Source organism: Streptomyces griseoaurantiacus (assembly GCF_036189845.1).
In the GTDB taxonomy this organism is placed as follows: Bacteria; Actinomycetota; Actinomycetes; order Streptomycetales; family Streptomycetaceae; genus Streptomyces; species Streptomyces griseoaurantiacus.
In genome coordinates this window covers 5,774,774-5,792,072 of the sequence record NZ_CP108326.1, presented here as the reverse complement: position 1 = coordinate 5,792,072, position 17,299 = coordinate 5,774,774, and the positions used below count along the sequence as shown (strand labels likewise).

13 protein-coding genes are annotated in these 17,299 nt (G+C 73.4%); 9 read left to right on the top strand and 4 right to left on the bottom strand.

The window, feature by feature from the left end; genetic code table 11:
- Positions 1 to 22: 22 nt before the first annotated feature.
- Positions 23 to 1,534 (top strand): aldehyde dehydrogenase family protein, encoded by a 1,512-nt coding sequence (locus tag OHB09_RS25705; RefSeq protein WP_006142756.1) that lies wholly within the window; start codon positions 23 to 25, stop codon positions 1,532 to 1,534.
- Between the two features lie 69 nt (positions 1,535 to 1,603).
- Positions 1,604 to 2,716, top strand: a complete 1,113-nt coding sequence (locus tag OHB09_RS25700; protein WP_040896492.1) for an NAD(P)-dependent alcohol dehydrogenase — start codon at positions 1,604 to 1,606, stop codon at positions 2,714 to 2,716.
- Here the strand turns inward: OHB09_RS25700 and OHB09_RS25695 are convergent.
- The gene (locus OHB09_RS25695) at positions 2,691 to 3,194 is read right to left on the bottom strand and encodes an ATP-binding protein (RefSeq protein ID WP_319116021.1); all 504 of its coding nucleotides are present in this window, start codon (positions 3,192 to 3,194) and stop codon (positions 2,691 to 2,693) included. The genes OHB09_RS25700 and OHB09_RS25695 overlap by 26 nt on opposite strands.
- Positions 3,195 to 3,401: 207 nt before the next feature.
- Here OHB09_RS25695 and OHB09_RS25690 point away from each other — a divergent pair, with 207 nt between their 5' ends.
- A complete protein-coding gene (locus OHB09_RS25690; RefSeq protein WP_191889700.1) occupies positions 3,402 to 4,268 on the top strand; it encodes a helix-turn-helix domain-containing protein in 867 nt (288 codons plus the stop codon).
- On the top strand, positions 4,265 to 4,462 hold the full coding sequence (locus tag OHB09_RS25685) for a DUF397 domain-containing protein (RefSeq protein WP_006142751.1): 198 nt from the start codon (positions 4,265 to 4,267) through the stop codon (positions 4,460 to 4,462). Before OHB09_RS25690 ends, OHB09_RS25685 begins: the two co-directional genes overlap by 4 nt.
- Positions 4,463 to 4,505: 43 nt before the next feature.
- On the opposite strand, the gene OHB09_RS25680 is transcribed toward OHB09_RS25685, so the two are convergent.
- The 3 genes from OHB09_RS25680 to OHB09_RS25670 form a co-directional block, all read right to left on the bottom strand.
- Complete coding sequence (locus OHB09_RS25680; RefSeq protein WP_318295060.1) at positions 4,506 to 5,567, bottom strand: NADPH:quinone reductase; 1,062 nt, start codon at positions 5,565 to 5,567, stop codon at positions 4,506 to 4,508.
- Positions 5,568 to 5,670: 103 nt separating this feature from the next.
- Entirely contained in the window at positions 5,671 to 6,588 is a 918-nt protein-coding gene (locus tag OHB09_RS25675) for an aldo/keto reductase (RefSeq protein ID WP_234525346.1), read from the bottom strand.
- A gap of 76 nt (positions 6,589 to 6,664) precedes the next feature.
- A complete protein-coding gene (locus tag OHB09_RS25670) occupies positions 6,665 to 7,093 on the bottom strand; it encodes a DUF6299 family protein (RefSeq protein ID WP_328922602.1) in 429 nt (142 codons plus the stop codon).
- Between the two features lie 314 nt (positions 7,094 to 7,407).
- On the opposite strand from OHB09_RS25670, the gene scoE reads away from it, so the two are divergent.
- Genes scoE through OHB09_RS25645 form a run of 5 tightly spaced genes read left to right on the top strand, consistent with a single transcriptional unit; the run spans position 7,408 to position 17,257 of the window.
- Positions 7,408 to 8,289 carry a (3R)-3-[(carboxymethyl)amino]fatty acid oxygenase/decarboxylase gene (gene scoE / locus OHB09_RS25665; protein ID WP_328922601.1) on the top strand — a complete coding sequence of 294 codons (882 nt, stop codon included), beginning with the start codon at positions 7,408 to 7,410 and terminating at the stop codon, positions 8,287 to 8,289.
- Complete coding sequence (locus tag OHB09_RS25660) at positions 8,289 to 8,813, top strand: FcoT family thioesterase (RefSeq protein WP_328922600.1); 525 nt, start codon at positions 8,289 to 8,291, stop codon at positions 8,811 to 8,813. Before scoE ends, OHB09_RS25660 begins: the two co-directional genes overlap by 1 nt.
- 14 nt (positions 8,814 to 8,827) lie before the next feature.
- Positions 8,828 to 14,317 carry a type I polyketide synthase gene (locus OHB09_RS25655; protein WP_328922599.1) on the top strand — a complete coding sequence of 1,830 codons (5,490 nt, stop codon included), beginning with the start codon at positions 8,828 to 8,830 and terminating at the stop codon, positions 14,315 to 14,317.
- The gene (locus OHB09_RS25650; protein WP_328922598.1) at positions 14,307 to 15,746 is read left to right on the top strand and encodes a beta-ketoacyl synthase N-terminal-like domain-containing protein; all 1,440 of its coding nucleotides are present in this window, start codon (positions 14,307 to 14,309) and stop codon (positions 15,744 to 15,746) included. Before OHB09_RS25655 ends, OHB09_RS25650 begins: the two co-directional genes overlap by 11 nt.
- The gene (locus OHB09_RS25645) at positions 15,743 to 17,257 is read left to right on the top strand and encodes a long-chain-fatty-acid--CoA ligase (RefSeq protein ID WP_328922597.1); all 1,515 of its coding nucleotides are present in this window, start codon (positions 15,743 to 15,745) and stop codon (positions 17,255 to 17,257) included. Before OHB09_RS25650 ends, OHB09_RS25645 begins: the two co-directional genes overlap by 4 nt.
- Positions 17,258 to 17,299 lie beyond the last annotated feature (42 nt).

The following is a 17,299-nucleotide window of genomic DNA, read 5'->3' as shown; positions in this document are numbered from 1 at the left end:
CGAACGTCCCTGGAGGACAACGATGAATCACCGGACCGCATCCTCGTCGTCGGCATCGCGGACGGGACAGCCACGAAAGGGGCCCTCCGAATACGGGTATTTCAGTGACGGCAAGTGGCTCACGGCAGAGGCCGGAACATTCGAGGACTTCGACCCGTGGACGGAGGAGGTCTTCGCCGTCGCCGCCCGTTGCGGGCGCGCGGAGACGGCGGCGGCGATCACCGCCGCCGACCGGGCCTTTCCTGCCTGGGCCCGAACCACTCCGGCCGAGAAAGCCGGCATCCTGCGCAGGGCCGCGGCCATCGTGGAGCGGCGCAGCGAGGAACTGGCCGAGACGATGGCCAGGGAGACCGGGACCACGCTGCTCAACGGCCGCTTCCAGCTCGGCCTGGTCATACAGCTCATCGAACAGGCGGCGGGCTGGGCCTACCTCCCCGCCGGTGAAGTGCTGCCCTCCGATTTCCCGGACACCACACAGACCGTGGTGCGCCGTCCGCTCGGGGTGGTCGCCAGTTTCACCCCCTGGAACGGGGCGCAGATCCTGGCCTGGCGCGCGATCCTCTCGCCGCTCGTCGCCGGTAACACGGTCGTGGTCAAGCCCACCGAGTTGGCGCCCGTCTCGGCGGGCATCCAGGTAGCCGAGATCCTCCACGAGGCCGGTCTGCCGGCCGGGGTGGTCAACGTGGTGACGCACGGTCCCGGTGAGGCGGGCCCGATCGCCGACGAGTTCTTCGAGAATCCCGCGGTGCGCTGCGTCAACTTCATCGGCAGCGTCCCCACCGGACGCATGCTGGCCGAGCGTGCCGGCGCGGCGCTGAAGCGGTCGGTCATGGAACTCGGCGGGTACAACCCGTTGATCGTCCTGGACGACGCCGATCTCGACTACGCGGTGCGCGTGGCCGCGTTCAGCGCCTTCTTCCACCAGGGGCAGATCTGCCTCAACGCGCGGACGATCCTCGTCCACCGGGACCTGTACGACGTGTTCGTCGAGCGGCTGGTGGCCAAGGCCGGCGCCCTGCGGGCCGGCTCCCCGCTGGAGGAGGAGACCTTCATCGGACCGTTGATCACACCCGAGGCTCTGAGCCGCGTCGACGAGCGCGTGCGGGACGCCGTGGCGAAGGGAGCCCGGCTGCTGACCGGCGGCACCCATGACGGGCCGGTCTACGCCCCCACCGTTCTGGCGGACGTGCCGGACGACGCGGCCGTCTCGGTGGAGGAGACGTTCGGACCGGTGGTCGTCGTACGGTCGGTCGAGAGCGCCGACGAGGCCGTCGACCTCGCCAACCGCCTCGAGTACGGGCTCACTTCGGCGATCATCTCCGGGGACACCCATCGTGCCGTCCGTCTGTCGGAGCGTATCCGGGCCGGCTCGGTGCGTATCAACCTGCCCACCATCGACGACGAGATACAGGCGCCGATCGGTGGTGTGCGCGACAGCGGTTGGGGCCGCAGCGGTCCCCATTCCCTTCACGACTTCACCGACCAGATCGCCGTCACCGTGCAGAGCGGTGAGCGTCGGCTGCCGTCGTTCTGATTGAGAGAGGTGAACACCATCTCTTCCGCACCGCACCTACCTTCCGGGCCGGACCCGAGCGGTGCCGCGGTGGGCGCGCGGCGTCGCGTCACCGCGGCCGTGGCCGACGCCGCCGGCGCACCGTTCGCCCTTGCCGAGCTGGAGATCGACGCGCCGAGGGCCGACGAGGCCCTGATACGGATCGACGCCGTGGGCGTGTGCCACGCCGACGTCCAGGCACGGACCGGCGCGCTGCCGGTCCCGGCACCGCTGGTGGCCGGCCACGAGGGCACCGGAACGGTCGAGGAAGTGGGCGGTTCGGTGACCGGGCTGCGGCCCGGCGACCGGGTCGTGCTGACCTTCGACTCCTGCGGGCGCTGCGGCCCCTGCCGGGCCGGTGTCCCCAGCCAGTGTCACCGGTTCGTGTCCCGCAACTTCACCGCGGGTACCCGCGAGGACGGCACCGCGCGCCTGTGGCGCGACGGCGAGCCGGTGAACGGGAACTTCTTCGGTCAGTCGGCGTTCGCCACACATGCGTTGGTGAACGAGCGCAACGCGGTCGTCGTCGACACCGACCTTCCCGCACGGCTGCTCGCGCCCTTCGGCTGCGCGGTGCAGACCGGGGCGGGCAGTGTCCTGAACGTCCTCGCGCCCGCGCCCACGGCGCCGGTGGTGGTGATCGGCGCCGGTGCCGTGGGCCTGTCGGCGGTGATGACGGCCGCCCTGGAAAACCGCACGGTGATCGCCGTGGACACCCGTGACAGCCGGCTGGACCTGGCCCTCGATGTCGGCGCCACGCATGTGGTCAACGCGTCCCGTGGCGCCACCGACGAAGGGGTGCGGTCGATACTCGGCGGCGGCGCCTCTCACATCGTGGAGAGCAGCGGGTCTCCGGCGGCGCTGGGGGACGGCATCCGGGCCCTCGCGAGTGGCGGCACCATCGCCGTCGTGGGGACCGCCCGGGCCGGCACCACCGTCCCGCTGGACGTCATGGACCTGGTCAATGGCAGTAAACGCCTCGTCGGCGTGGTGGAGGGAGCGTCGCGCCCCCACGAACTCATCCCCCGTCTGGTGGCCATGGCGGAACGCGGGGACCTGCCGGTCGACCGGCTGGTGACCACCTTCCCGTTGAGTGACATCGACGCCTGGACCCAGGCGGTCGAGAGCGGCGAGGCCGTCAAGCCGGTCCTGCTGCCGGCCTGAACCCCTCGCGGGCCTCGGACCCCAGTCGAGGACCGAGCCGGGCGCCCTGGGGCAGGGGGCACAGCGCCCACACCGTCTTGCCCGGGCCGGGGCGGCCCTGTACGCCCCAGTCGGTGGCGAGTGCCTCGACGAGGAGCAGTCCGCGTCCCGCGTCCTCCTCGGGGGCGGGGGTCCCGCGCACCGGGAAGGCGGGGTGGGTGTCGGTGACCTCGATCCGGAGCGTGCCCCGGGTCTCGTCGCGGAGCAGGGACAGGGCGAAGTCCCGTCCCGAGACCCGGCCGTGGAGGACCGCGTTCGCGGCGAGTTCCGCGACGACCAGTACGGCGGTGTCGTGCGCCTCGGTGCCGTGCGGGAGGCCCCACTCGGCGAGCTGATGCGCGGCGAGCAGCCGGGCGAGGCGGGCACCACGGCGGGTGGCGGAGAAGCGCTGACGGAACGCGTCCACCGGGACGGCGCTTCGGACGTGAGGGATCGGCATGCGGTCCAACCTGCCGAGGTGCTCCGGCCGTCCGGCAGGTCCGCGGCCGATACAGATCGCGCTGTACTGGTCGGCCCACTGGACCGGACCGGTCGCTGTACGTGACGATGCATGCGCCGAGCGTGGCGCAGCGCGGACGGCGGACGGTACGGCAGGCGTCGGGCCCGGCACACACACGGCCCGGCGGCACGGATGAAGGCGGCCGCGATGGCGACGGGCAACGGCGGCGGGAAAGCGGGGCAGGGCGGGGGCGGTGGCTGCGAGCCGGAACTCTCGGACAGCCTGCGGACGTTCGGGGCGGTCCTCAAGGTCCTGCGGGAGGAGGCACGCCTGACTCAGGAGCAGTTCGCGCCGCTGGTGCGGTACTCGGTCGCGTACGTCGCGAAGATCGAACAGGGCAAACGGTTCCCGCCGAGGGACCTGCTGGACCGCGCAGAGGAGGTGCTGGGCGCGGTCGCGGGACGGGTCTTGAGGGCGGCGGCGAAGAGCCTCACGCGGAAGGCGGGGCTGGCGTCGTGGTTCCGGCAGTGGGCGGCGGTCGAGGAGGAGGCGGTGTCGCTCTACGCGTACGAATGCCGTGCCGTTCCCGGGCTGTTGCAGCCTGAGCCGTACATCCGCGCGATCTTCGAGCGGCGGCTGCCTCCGTTGTCCGAGGAACAGATCGAGCATCAGGTCGCGGCACGGCTGGAACGCCAGCAGCTGCTGACCGAGCGATCTCACACGGCCTTCAGCTTCGTCATCGAACAGGCCTTGCTGGAGAGGCACATGGGCGGCCCGACGGTCACCCGGCACCTGCTGGAGCACCTGCTGGAGCAGGGGTCTCGAAGGAACGTCGAGCTCCAGGTGATGCCTCTGCGTCAGTACGACCACGCGGGCATCGACGGCTTGATGTACCTGGCCGAGACGTCCCGGCACGAGTGGGTGGGCTACTCCGAGGGCCAGCAGTCGAGCGTTCTCATCACAGCGCCGAAGGACGTAAGCGCCATGCTCCAGCGCTATGGCAAGCTGCGTTCACAGGCCCTCGGCCGTGAGGCCACGGTGAGCCTGCTGGAGCAGATGCGAGGAGCGCTATGAGTACCACTGAAACTGAACTGGCATGGTTCAAGAGCAGTTACAGCGGCAGCTCCGGTGACAACTGCGTCGAGGTCGCCGTGCGCACCGCGGCCGTCCTCGTCCGGGACTCCAAGGATACGGACCGGCGCGCGCTGGCCGTGTCCCGGGACGCCTGGGCCGCGTTCACGGCGCTGGCGGCGGGCTCGCGCCGCTGAACCGCCGGCGAGGACGGCGTGCGTCGCCGCCCCCGCCGGTGCGTCACGGAGCCACGTCCACCAGGACCTTGCCGACCGCGCCCTCCGCCACCGCGCGTTGGGCCTCGGCGGTGCGGTCGAGCGGGAAGCGGTGCAGGGGCAGGCCGTGCTCCTCGCCGACCGGGAGGGCGCCGTCGCGCAGGGCGGCGGAGACGTCCTCGGCGCCGGCGGCGAGCGCCTTCGGGCCGACCGTGTAGAGGACCAGGAACTGGAACCTCGTGTTGAGGGTCATGTTCTGGCGCACGTCGAGCGCGACCGGCTTGTTGCCGTCGTTGGCGTACGTGGCGATCGTGCCGCGGGTCGCGAGGACGGCCAGGTCGAGGTCGAGGTTGGCGCCGAGGGCGACCTCGGCGACGATGTCGACGCCGTTCGGGGCGAGGGCGCGGATCTCGGCGGCCGGGTCGCCCTCGCGGTAGTTGACCACGTGGTCGGCGCCGGCGGCCTTGGCCAGCCGCGCCTTCTCGGGGCCGCTGACCGTGCTGATCACGGTGGCCCCGGCCCAGCGGGCGAGCTGGATCACGGCGTGCCCGACCGCGCCGGCGCCGCCCGCGGCGAGCACGACCTTGCCCTCCAGCGCGCCCGGCGACAGCCGGTCCGGCGCGTCCTCGGCGACGGTGAGCGCGCGGTGGGCGGTGAGCGCGGGAACGCCGAGCGCGGCGGCGACGTCGAAGCCGACCTCGTCGGGGAGCGGGGCGGTCCGCTCGACGGGAACGACCGTGTACTCGGCGGCGGTGCCGGTGGGGCGTCCGCCGGCGGCCATGTGGAGCCAGACCCGCTGTCCGACGCGGCCGGCGTCCACGCCCTCGCCCACGGCGTCGATCACGCCGCCGGCGTCGTGGTGCGGGGTGTACTCGGGGAACGCCAGGGAGCCGTTGGCGCCCTGGCGGGCCTTCCAGTCGGTCGGGTTGACGCCGGAGACGGCGACGCGCACGCGGACCTCGCCGGGTCCGGGCTCGGGCAGGTCGCGCTCGACGAGTTCGAGTACCTCGGGGCCGCCGTTGGCGCGGTAGATGATGGCCTTCATGATCCGTCCTTCGTCCTTGTGCTTGTCCTCGTCCGCCGTCATGCGCGCGGTCGGACGTGGCGTGGGGTGTTCGGGTCGGTGAGCGCTGTGTCGGTGATGGCTTCGGTGACGCGGTGCGCGGGTGACAACACGCGGAAGCCGCTGGTCATTTCCGGGCGTCGGCGGGGGCGGACGCGAGTGCGTCCAGGGCGGCCAGGGTCTCGGCGTCGAGCGTGACGTGCGCGGTCGCCAGGTTGGCCTCGAGGTGGGCGGCGTCGGCGGTGCCGGGGATGAGGAGCACGTTCGGCGCGTGGTGCAGCAGCCAGGCGAGACCGACCTGAGAGGGCGTCACGTCCAGCGATTCGGCCACCCGGCGCACCAGGGGCTCCTCGGTGACCTTGGGGACGTCCGGGAAGAAGGCGCCGCCCAGGGGGAAGAACGGGACCCAGGCGATGTTCTCGGCCTCGCACAGCCGCAGCATCTCCTCGTCCTCGCGGGAGAGCAGGCTGTAGGCGTTCTGCACACAGACGATGCCGGCCGGCAGGGTGCGGCGCAGTCCCTCGAGGTCGACGCTGCTGAGGCCGATCTCGCCGATCAGGCCCTTCTCACGCAGGGCGAGCAGTTCCGCGAGCTGGTCGTCGAGGTCGACCACCTGCTCGCCCTCCGCGCGCAGTCCGGGGCCGACGTCCAGGCGGCGCAGGTTGACGACGTCGAGCCGTTCGACGCCCAGGCCGCGCAGATTGTCCTCGACGGCGGCCCGGAGCTCCGCGGGGCGCTGCGCGAGGCGCAGGGGCAGGGGGCCGCCGGGGTCGGGGACGGCGCCGACCTTCGTGACGACCAGGACGTCGTCCTCGGGGCGCAGGGCCTCGCGGAGCACGTCGTTGGCGTAGCCGTGGCCGTAGAAGTCGGCGGTGTCCACGTGGTCGACGCCCAGCTCTACGGCGCGGCGCACCAGCGCGAGGGCCTCCTCGCGGCGGTGGAGCAGGCGGTCGAGCTGGGCGGCGCCGTAGCCGACGCGGTGGAGCGCGCGGGAACCGAGACGGGCGGTGGGCGCGGGCGCCGGGGCGGGTGTGCCGGTTGTCATGCGGGCAGCCTAGGAGAACGAATGACAGATGACAAATTCTGTCAGTCCAATCTCTCGTCCCAGGGCGCTGCGGCTCTCACGGTGCGGCCGTCAGCGTGACCGTGCCCTCGGCGATGCGGTGGACGCGGGGCAGCGGCAGACCCGTGGCGCTGAGCTCGACCAGGCTCACCTGGACGTGGGCCGTGCCCGCCGCATAGGTGCGCGTGCCGGTGGCCGTGCGGGTCCAGCGGTGGGTGGCGCCGTCGCAGAGGGCGGAGGTGCTGCCGATGCCGTGGTGGACGCGCGGGTCGGCCTGGGACAGGGAGACGGAGAGGAAGACGGGACCGGCCGCGGGGGCGCAGCGGTAGCTGCCGGTGAGGGTGGGGTGCCCGGCGGTGGTGAGCGGGGCGGTGGAGTCGACGGTGATCTCGTCGACGGGCACGGCGGCGGTGCGGGCGGCGGCCGCGGGGGCGGCGGTGAGAAGCAGGGCGCCGGCGAGGGCCGGGACGAGGAGGGAGGGGCGCATGGGGCTCCTTCGGCGAGGCGGGTGGAGTCGCCGGTTACCTTCCACCGGCATGCGCGGGGTCACGGCCGGGGCGGCACGGTCACTCCCGTGGCCCACGGGACGGAGCGCGGGCGGGCCGGAGCCCCCGGTGGAGATCCCCGGTGTCAAGCCGCACCGTCGATCATGATCAGAATCACAATCGAACGGTACGGGGACGAGCCCCCTCTACCGCACGTTTAACTGATCCCCGAAACGCGAAGCGGCGTCACGGCCCACGATTTCCGTCGGGCCTTTTTCGCCCTGCCCGCGGACGTCACCGCAGGAAAGGATTTCTCGTGAAGACAGAGCCGAATTCCGGCAGCCTCATGGGGGCCACGATCTCCGGTTTCGAGTTAGCCGGCGCCTCGGACGCCGACCTCGCGGAACTGAAGGCCTCCCTCTACCGGCACCGCCTCCTGGTCCTCAAGGACCAGCACCTGGAGCCCAAGGAGTTCGTGGCCCTGGGACGCGCACTCGGCACCATCGAGGTGTACTACGAACCGATGTACCACCACCCGGAACACCCGGAAATATTCGTATCGGGGACGAAGCCGGGCGACAGCACCGAAGGTGTGCCGCAGACCGGCAAATTCTGGCACGCCGACTATTCCTTCATGTCGAATCCTTTCGGCATCACGATGACGTATCCGCAGATCGTGCCCAAAACGAATCGCGGTACCTTCTACATCGACATGGCGAAGGTCTTCGCCGAACTGCCCGACCGGCTGAAGGACCGGTTGCGCGGCACCCTCGTCGAGCACAGCCCACGCCGCTACTTCAAGATCCGCCCCACCGACGTGTACCGGCCCATCCACGAGGTGCAGGCCGAGATCGAGCAGGTCACCCCGCCGGTCTTCCACCCGACCGTCTTCACGCACCCGGTGACCGGCGAGGAGATCCTCTACGTGAGCGAGGCCGCCTCCTTCGGCTTCGTCGAGCCCGACGGCACCCGGCTGCCTCCGGAGATCCTCCAGGAAGTGCTCGAACGCAGCGGACAGCTCGACACCGGCTTCACCGATCCGCACATCCACCTGCAGAGCTTCACCGAGGGCGACCTGCTGCTGTGGGACAACCGGGCACTCGTGCACCGGGCGCTGCACAACCCCCGTCCGGAGCCCGCCCAGTCGTACCGGGTCACCGTGCACGACGACTTCCCGTTCTTCGGGGTCGCCGGATGATGCCCCAGCAGCTTGCCACCGACCGGGAACTGCTGGACGGCGTGCTGCGGCCCTACCGGGACCACAGCCGGTACCTGCGGGAGGCCGAGGTGACCGGACGCCCGGACACGGTGAGCGCCCGGGGCCGGTTCGGCATCGCGGAGTCCTGCTACATCGACGACACCGGCCACTTCAACGCGGTCGAGTTCAACATCTGCTACAACCAGCTCGGTTACTACCTCATCGCCAAATGTGTCCAGGACCGGCTCTTCGAGGCCTTCTCCACCTGGACGATGGCGGACTTCTGGGAACGGCAGCTGTCGGACGTGCTGATCTACCGGCTCGGCAGCCGATTCCGCCGGATGATCAATCCCCGTGCGTTCGAGGGCGAGGTCGTCTTCCAGGAGCCGCGCGTGTCGGTGCGTCCGGGCAGACCGGCCGTCATGTCGATGGAGACGACGTGCTCCTTCTGGGACGACGAGGGCGGGTCCGCCGACGGCACCGTCAAACTCGCCTTCACCAGGCTCCCCCAGCTCACTGCCTGAGGACAACGAGGAACATGGCTGCGCAGCGAACCCGCACCCGACGGCCCGAGTTGCTCGACCTCGTCCGCGCGACGGTCGCCGAGGTGCTCTCGTACGACACTCTCGACGAGGTCGAACCGGACGTGCCCTTCCAGGACCACGGTGTCGATTCCCTGCTCGCGGCGGAGGTCCGGGAACGCCTTTCCCGGGCCACCGGCGTCGAGCTTCCCTCGACCGTCGTCTGGGACGCACCGACACCCGCCGCTGCGGCGGACTACCTGGAACGGCTCCTCCGCCCCGCCGCCGACACGGGGCCGGAGGGCCGGCACACCGAACGGACCGAGCAGGAGGACGGCGCCCGGAAGGTACCGGCGGCACCCGAGGACGATCCGGTCGTGATCGTCGGCATGGCCTGCCGGTTCCCCGGGGGCGCCGACTCCCCCGAGCGGTTCTGGCAGTTGCTCCTCGAGGGCCGGGAGGGGATCGGTCCCCTCCCGGCCGACCGCGGCTGGGACATCGAGGGCACCTACGACCCGGACCCGGCCGCACCGGGCAGGATCTACGTGCGGGGCGGCGGCTTCCTGGACCGGGTCCAGGACTTCGACGCCGGCTTCTTCGGCATCTCCCCCCGTGAGGCACTGGCGATGGACCCCCAGCAGCGGCTGCTGCTGGAGACCTCGTGGGAGTCCCTGGAGCGCGCCGGCATCGACCCCGCCTCCCTGTCCGGAACCGAGACCGGCGTGTTCGTCGGCATCTTCGACTCCGGCTACGCGACGGCCCTCGCCCCCGTCTTCGACCGGATCGAGGGCTACCGCAGCACGGGCACCCTGATCGGCGTCGCCGCCGGGCGCGTCGCCTACGCGCTGGGACTGCAGGGTCCGACCATGTCCGTCGACACCGCCTGTTCCTCCTCGCTGGTCTCGCTGCACCTGGCCGCGCAGTCGCTGAGCACGGGCCAGTGCGACGTGGCGCTGGCCGGCGGCGTGACCATGATGGCCGACCTCACCCCGCACATGGAGTTCTGCCGCGAGCAGGCCCTGTCCCCCGACGGCCGCTGCCGCTCGTTCGCGGACGGCGCCGACGGGTTCGGCCCGTCCGAGGGCGTCGGGGTGCTCGTGCTGCAACGGCTGTCCGACGCCCGGCGGGACGGACGCCGGGTGCTCGCCGTGGTGCGTGGTTCGGCCGTCAACCAGGACGGTGCCTCCAACGGGCTGTCCGCGCCCAACGGCACCGCCCAGCAGCGGCTGATCCGCAAGGCGCTGCGCAACGCGGGGCTCGAGGCCGGTGACATCGACGTCGTCGAGGCCCACGGCACGGGGACACCGCTCGGCGACCCGATCGAGGCCCACGCTCTGCTGGCGACCTACGGCCACCGCCCCGCCGACCGGCCGGCCCTGCTCGGCTCCGTCAAATCCAACATCGGGCACACCCAGGCGGCGGCCGGGGTGGCCGGTGTGATCAAGACCGTCCTGGCGATGTCGCACGGCGTGGTGCCGAGAACGCTGCACGCCGAGAAGCCCTCGGACCGGATCGACTGGTCGGCCGGGGCACTGCGGCTGGCCGACCGCACCCAGCCCTGGCCGGACCGTGGCCGCCCCCGCCGGGCGGCCGTCTCCGCCTTCGGCGTCAGCGGCACCAACGCCCACGTCCTCCTCGAACAGTCCCCGGACGAACCCGGCCCCGCCCCGGAGCGCACCGACGGACCCGCCGTGTGGGCCTTCGCCGCGAAGACCCCGGCGGCGCTGCGCGCCTACGCCGCCCGGCTGCGGACGCTCGCCGAGGAGGCCGCCGATCCGGCCGCCGTCGGCCGCGCCCTGCGCGGGAGCCGCACCGACTTCGCCGAGCGGGCCGTGGTGTTCGGCGCCGACCGGGACGAACTGGTCCGCGGCCTCGAGGCGGTGGCCACCGGCACGAACACCGGCCGCGCGGTGGTGGGCACCGCGCGGCACGACCCGGGCCCGGTGTTCGTCTTCCCGGGCCAGGGCTCGCAGTGGCCCGGCATGGGCCGCGAACTCCTCGCCTCCTCCCCCGGGTTCGCCGCGTGGATCGCGGAGTGTGACATGGCGTTCCGGCCCTACGTGGACTGGTCCCTCACCGAGGTCCTGCGCGAAGGGGCCGCTCTGGAGCGGGTGGACGTGGTCCAGCCGGCCCTGTTCGCCGTCCTCGTCGGCCTGGCCCGGCTCTGGGAGCGACACGGCGTCCGGCCCCGCGCCGTGCTCGGCCATTCCCAGGGCGAGATCGCCGCGGCGTACGTGGCCGGTGCGCTGTCGCTGGACGACGCCGCCCGCGCGGTGACGCTGCGCAGCAGGGCGATCACCGTTCTGGCCGGGCAGGGCGGCATGGCGGCGGTGATGCTGAGCCGCGAGGAGACCGAGCGCCGGCTGCGGCCCTACGCGGGGGCGCTGTCCCTGGCCGCGGTGAACGGCCCGGCGGCGTGCGTGGTCTCCGGCGAGGCGGGCGCTGTCGGAAAGCTGGTCGCCGAACTGGACGCCGAGGGCGTCTGGGTACGCCGGATCGCCGTGGACTACGCCTCCCACTCGACCTCCGTGGACGGTGTCGAGGCGGCGATCCGCGAGGCCCTCGCCCCCGTCCGGCCGCGGCGGGTCACCGACGTCGAGTTCTGTTCGACGGTCACCGGCGACATGCTCGACACCGATGCGCTCGACGCCGGCTACTGGTTCCGCAACCTGCGCGGGACCGTGCGGTTCGAGGACGCGGCCCGCACCCTCCTGGCACGGGGCAACCGCACCTTCATCGAGATGAGCCCGCACCCGGTGCTCACCACCGCGCTGCAGCAGATCCACGAGGACGCGCTGGTCCTGCCCACCCTGCACCGCGACCGGCCGGGGCCGGAGGACTTCCTGGCCCAGGTCGCCGCCGCCCATGCCGGCGGTGTCGAGGTGGACTGGGACACCCTGCTGCCGCCGACGGGCCGGGACCCGGACCCGGCGGTCCTGCCGACCTATCCCTTCGACCGGCGGCCCTACTGGCCGGACGCGCCCGCCCGGCGGGCCCTGCTCGGCACGCCCTCCACGCACGCCGGCACCGGCGACACGCTGCTGGACGGGGAGGTCGGCCTGGACTCCCACCCCTGGCTCGCCGACCACGCGGTCGCCGGAACGGTGCTCTTCCCCGGAGCCGGCTTCGTCGACCTGGCCCTGCAGGCGGCACGGGCGGTCGGCCTGTCCGGGCTGGACGAACTCGCCCTGGAGGCGCCGCTGGTCCTGATCGAGGGCGCGCGGCGCGAGCTCCAGGTGATCGTCGGGGCGGAGGAGCCGCGCACGGTCGAGATCCACTCACGACCGGCCGGTGCCGCCTCCGGGCGCCCGTGGACCCGGCACGCCTCCGGCACCCTCGGCGAGGGCGAGGCGGCCGGCCCGGAGGGAACGGGCCGGCCGGCGGCCGGCGCCGAGCCCGTCGATGTCACCGCCCTCTACGCCGACGCGGCCGCCCTGCGGTACGGCTACGGCCCGGCCTTCCGCCGGCTCACGGCGGTGTGGCGGGCCGGCGACACCCTGCATGCCGAGGTGGAGCTCGACCCGGAGCAGCTCGCGGAGGCCGCGCACCACGTGGTCCACCCCGCCCTGCTGGACGCCTGCCTGCACCCGCTGGCGGCGGGCGTCGACCGCACCGCCCTGCCCTTCGTCTGGCAGGGGGTACGGCTCGGGCGGACCGATTCCGCCACGCTGCGGGTGCGCCTGGACAGGGTGGGCGCCGACGAGGTGCGACTGACCGCCACCGACACGCTGGGGGAGCCGGTGCTGTCCGTCGAGCGGCTGCTGGTCCGGCCGGTCGACCCGGACCAGTTCCTGCGGGACACCGACGCCGCGCACGAGAGCCTGTACCGGGTGGCCTGGCAGGAGGTCGAGGGCACGCCGCCGGAGCCCGCGCCCTCGGTCGTCACCGTGCGCGAACCGAGGTGGCACCCCTCGCTCTCGGAGGGCGCCGACGCGGTGGTCCTGGAGTGCCCGCCCGAGGGCGGGCCGCCCGCCGAGGCCGCCGAACGGCACACCGCCCGCATGCTCGCCTTCCTGCGCGACTGGCTGGCGGACGCGCGCACGGCGGACACCCGGCTCGTGCTCGTGACCCGCGACGCCCTGGCCGTCGCGGACGGCGATCCGGTGTCCGGGCTGAGCCACGCCCCGCTGTGGGGCCTGGTCCGCAGCGCCCAGGCCGAACACCCCGACCGCGGCCTCGTCCTGCTCGACCTCGACGCCGGCACGCCGTCCGAGCCGGTCGTCGGCCGGGTCCTGGGCAGCGGACTTCCGCAACTAGCCGTCAGGGCGGGGAAGTTGCTGGCGCCCCGCCTGGAACGCGCCCCGGCCCCGGCCGCCCCACTCGGTCCCGGCCCGGACGGCACGGTGCTGATCACCGGCGGCCTGGGCAGGCTGGGCACGGCCGTCGGCGCCCACCTGGTCCGCCGGTACGGGGTCCGGCGGCTGCTGCTCCTGGGGCGCCGGGGCACCGAGGGCACCGAGGCCGCCGTCGGCGAACTGACCGCGCTGGGCGCGGAGGTGACCGTCGCGGCGTGCGACGTCGCCGACCGGGCCGCCCTCGCGGAGGTGCTCGCCGATGTGCGCCCGCCGCTCGCCGGTGTGGTGCACGCGGCCGGTGTGCTGGACGACGGGCTGCTCACCGACCTCGACGAGGAGCGGCTGCGCAGAGTGCTGGCGCCCAAGGTGCGCGGGGCGTGGAACCTGCACGAACTCGCCGGTGACGTCCCGTTCTTCGTGATGTTCTCCTCGGCCTCCGGGGTGGTCGGCACTGCCGGACAGGCCAACTACGCGGCCGCCAACACCTTCCTCGACGCGTTGGCGCAGCACCGCAGGGCCCACGGGCGGCACGCGCTGTCGCTGGCGTGGGGGCTGTGGGCGGAGGCTGGCGGAATGACCGGCCACCTGGACGAGGCGGCACGGCGGCGGATGCGCGCCACCGGTGTCGTCCCGATGTCCACGCCCTACGGGCTCGCGCTGTGGGACGCCGCCCTCGGCGCGGACGAGGCGCCGCTGGCCACCGTGCGACTCGACCTGGCGGACGTGCCGGCGGACACGGTGCCGCCGATGCTGCGCGGTCTGGCCCGCCGGGTCCCCTCGCGGCGCACCACCGCCGCCGCGCCCCGTCCGGCCCTGGCCGGGGTGCCGGAACGGGAGCGGCGGAGCGCCGCGGTGGATCTGGTGCGCACGGTGATCGCCCAGGTGTGCGGCTACGACACGTACGAGGACGTGCCGGCCGGCGGCCGCCTGCGCGAGCTGGGCATCGACTCCCTGGCCGGCGTGCAGCTGCGCAATCGGCTCAACGCGGCGACGGGGCTGAAACTGCCGGTCACCGTGGTCTTCGACCACCCGAGTCCGGCGGAGCTGGCCGAGGCGGTGCTGGAGGGTCTCGGCCTCGCCGGGCCGGCGGCGACGGCCCCGCCGCCCGCCCCCGCCCCGCCGGAGCCCACACCCCTTCCGGACTTCTCCTCGGACGAGGAACTGTTCGCCTTCCTGGACGACGACGGCGGAAGGGCGGCCGATGGCGTCTGAGGAGGAACTGCGCGCCTATCTGCGCCGGGCCGCGGCCGAGCTGCACCGGACCCGGCAGCGCCTCGCCGCGCACAGCGAGCCCGTCGTCGTCCTGGGCGGCGGCTGCCGGTTCCCCGGAGGCGTCACCTCCCCCGAGGACCTGTGGGAGCTGGTGCGCGAGGAGCGCGAGACGGTGTCCCCGCCCCCGGCCGAGCGGGGGTGGGACCCCGAACCGGGCCTGGCGGGCGGTTTCCTCACCGGTATCACCGACTTCGACCCGGCCTTCTTCGGGCTCGGCGCACGGGAGGGAGCACTGCTCGACCCGCAGCAGCGGCTGCTGCTGGAGACCTCGTGGGAGGCGCTGACCCGGTCCGGCCTGGACCCGCCCGCCCTGCACGGCAGCCGCACGGCGGTGTTCGTGGGCCTGACGTACAGCGACTTCTACGACCAGTGGCGCACCCGGGTCCCCGAGGCCGACCTGAACGCCCTCGCCACCGGCAGCTCGATGAGCCTCGCCGCCGGGCGGCTGTCCTACACCTACGGCTTCCGCGGCCCGGCGGTCACGGTCGACACCGCGTGCTCCTCGGGGCTGGTCGCCCTGCACCAGGCGGTGTCCGCGCTGCGCAACGGGGAGTGCGACCTCGCGCTGGTCTCCGCGGCCGCGGTGCTGTCCTCCCCGGACATGTTCGGTTTCTCCCGGCGGCAGGGAGTGCTCTCACCGGACGGCCGGTGCCGGTCCTTCTCCGCAGGAGCCGACGGCTGGGGCCTCGCCGAGGGCGCCGCCACGCTGGTGCTGCAACGGCTCTCCGACCACGAGCGCGGCGCACTGCCCGCGCTCGCGGTCGTGCGCGGCTCCGCGGTGAACCAGGTCGGTGCCGGGCCGGGCCTGACCGCGCCGACCACCGTGTCCCAGCGGCAGGTCATGGAGGCGGCGCTGGCGTCCGCCGGCCTCACCGCCGCCGACGTCGACCTGGTCGAGGGCCACGGCACCGGCACCGCGCTGGGCGACGCCGTGGAGGTGCGGGCGGTGGCGGCGGCCTACGGCGCGCACCGTCCGCCGGGCTCACCCGTTCTGCTGGGCTCGCTCAAGTCGAACATCGGGCACACCCAGATGCCCGGCGGGCTCGGCGGTGTCCTGAAGGCGGCGCTGGCCATGCGGCACGGTCTCGCCCCCCGCTCGCTGCACGCCGAGGCTCCGCTCGCGGAGGTCGACCTGACGTCGGCCAACGTCAGGCTGCTGGACACCGCGCGGCCCTGGCCGGAGCGGGAGGAGGGCCCCCGCCGGGCCGCCGTCTCCACCTTCGGCCTGAGCGGCACCAACGCGCACGTCGTCCTCGAACAGCCCCCGCCGGAGGTCGCCGGGCGCCGCGGCGGCCGGCCCGTCCCCCGCTACCGGCGCGCCCGCCACTGGCCGGTCCAGTCCCCGAATCCTCAGGACGGCACCTCATGAACACCCTGACAGCACGGCTCGCCGCCGTCGCGGGCGAGCGCCCCCACCATCCCGCCCTGGTCTGCGGCGAGGAACGGCGCACCTACCGCGAGCTGTGGGAGAACAGCGCGCGGTGGGCGGCGGTCCTCGGCGCGCATGCCGTGGAACCGGGCACCCGCGTCGGCTACCTCGGCCGGGACTCCGCGTTCCTGGTGGAGTTGTTCTACGCCTGTGCCCGCACCGGTGCCGTCTTCCTGCCGATCGGCTCGCGTTTCACGACGCCGGAGGTCGAGCACCTCCTGGACGACTCGGGGGCCACCGTCCTCTTCGTACAGCGCGACTTCGCCGAGTCCGCGGAGGCGCTCACCACCTCGGCGACCGTACTGATCGCGGAGGAGGCCACCGGGGCGGGGGACGGCGCGGGCGCGCCGGTGACGGAGGGGGCCGGGGACCCGGTCGTGCAGTTCTACACCAGCGGCACCACCGGGGTCCCGAAGGGCGTGGTCCTCGCACACCGCAGCTTCTTCGCGGTCGCCGAGGCGCTCGCGGCGGCCGGCGAGGACTGGGTGGACTTCCTGCCCGGCGACACCACGCTGGTCGGCGTGCCGTGCTGGCACGTCGGGGGCCTGTGGTGGGTGGTGCAGGCGCTGAACGCCGGCGCGACCGTGGTCGTCATGCCGGCGCTGTCCGCCGCGGGCGTCCTCGCCCTGGTCCCCCGGCACGGTGTGACGACGATGTGCGCGCCTCCGGCCCTGCTGTCCCTGATCCTGGACGAACCCGGCCGGCGGCCGGAGGCGTTGCGCACCCTACGGAAGATCGTCTACGGTGCGGCACCGATCTCGCAGACGCTGCTCCGGCGGTGCATCGAGGAGATCGGCTGCGCGCTGGCGCAGATCTACGGGCTCACCGAGACCGGCAACACCGCGGTGTGCCTGCCGCCCGCCGAGCACTACCCGGGCAATCCGCTGCTGCACGCCGCCGGCCGCCCCTACCCGGGCTTCGAGGTGAAGATCGTCGACCGGTCCGGCACCGCCCTGCCCCGGGGTGCCGCGGGCGAGGTCTGTCTGCGGACACCTGCGCGCATGGTCGAGTACTGGGGCCGTCCGGAGGCGACCGCCGAGACGCTCCGGGACGGCTGGATCCACACCGGCGACGTCGGCCACCTGGACGAGGCGGGACACGTCCACCTGCGGGACCGGGTGAAGAACATGATCATCCGGGCCGGTGAGAACGTCTACCCCGCCGAGGTGGAGAACGCCCTGCACAGGTCGCCGGCGGTGGCCGACGCCGCCGTGATCGGCATACCCGACGACCGGTGGGGCGAGGCCGTCCTGGCCTGCGTCGTGCCGGCCCCGGGCCACCGGGTGTCGGCCCGGGAACTGCGGCTCTTCCTGCGGGAGCTGCTGGCGAACTACAAGATCCCGACCAGGTTCGTGGCGGTCGAGGCCATCCCGCGCAACGGCGTCGGCAAGATCCTTCACCGGGAGCTGCGCGCCCCGTACTGGGAGGGCCGCGAGCGGCAGCTCAACTGAGGGCACGCCGGGCGGCGGACGGCCGCCCGGCGTCCGCCGTCC

Excerpts from the sequence above, each read along its gene's own strand:
- OHB09_RS25705 (WP_006142756.1), top strand. The coding sequence starts at position 23 with ATGAATCACCGGACCGCATCCTCGTCGTCGGCATCGCGGACGGGACAG.
- OHB09_RS25695 (WP_319116021.1), bottom strand. The coding sequence starts at position 3,194 with ATGCCGATCCCTCACGTCCGAAGCGCCGTCCCGGTGGACGCGTTCCGT.
- OHB09_RS25690 (WP_191889700.1), top strand. The coding sequence starts at position 3,402 with ATGGCGACGGGCAACGGCGGCGGGAAAGCGGGGCAGGGCGGGGGCGGT.
- OHB09_RS25685 (WP_006142751.1), top strand. The coding sequence starts at position 4,265 with ATGAGTACCACTGAAACTGAACTGGCATGGTTCAAGAGCAGTTACAGC.
- OHB09_RS25680 (WP_318295060.1), bottom strand. The coding sequence starts at position 5,567 with ATGACGGCGGACGAGGACAAGCACAAGGACGAAGGACGGATCATGAAG.
- OHB09_RS25675 (WP_234525346.1), bottom strand. The coding sequence starts at position 6,588 with ATGACAACCGGCACACCCGCCCCGGCGCCCGCGCCCACCGCCCGTCTC.
- OHB09_RS25670 (WP_328922602.1), bottom strand. The coding sequence starts at position 7,093 with ATGCGCCCCTCCCTCCTCGTCCCGGCCCTCGCCGGCGCCCTGCTTCTC.
- OHB09_RS25660 (WP_328922600.1), top strand. The coding sequence starts at position 8,289 with ATGCCCCAGCAGCTTGCCACCGACCGGGAACTGCTGGACGGCGTGCTG.
- OHB09_RS25655 (WP_328922599.1), top strand. The coding sequence starts at position 8,828 with ATGGCTGCGCAGCGAACCCGCACCCGACGGCCCGAGTTGCTCGACCTC.
- OHB09_RS25650 (WP_328922598.1), top strand. The coding sequence starts at position 14,307 with ATGGCGTCTGAGGAGGAACTGCGCGCCTATCTGCGCCGGGCCGCGGCC.
- OHB09_RS25645 (WP_328922597.1), top strand. The coding sequence starts at position 15,743 with ATGAACACCCTGACAGCACGGCTCGCCGCCGTCGCGGGCGAGCGCCCC.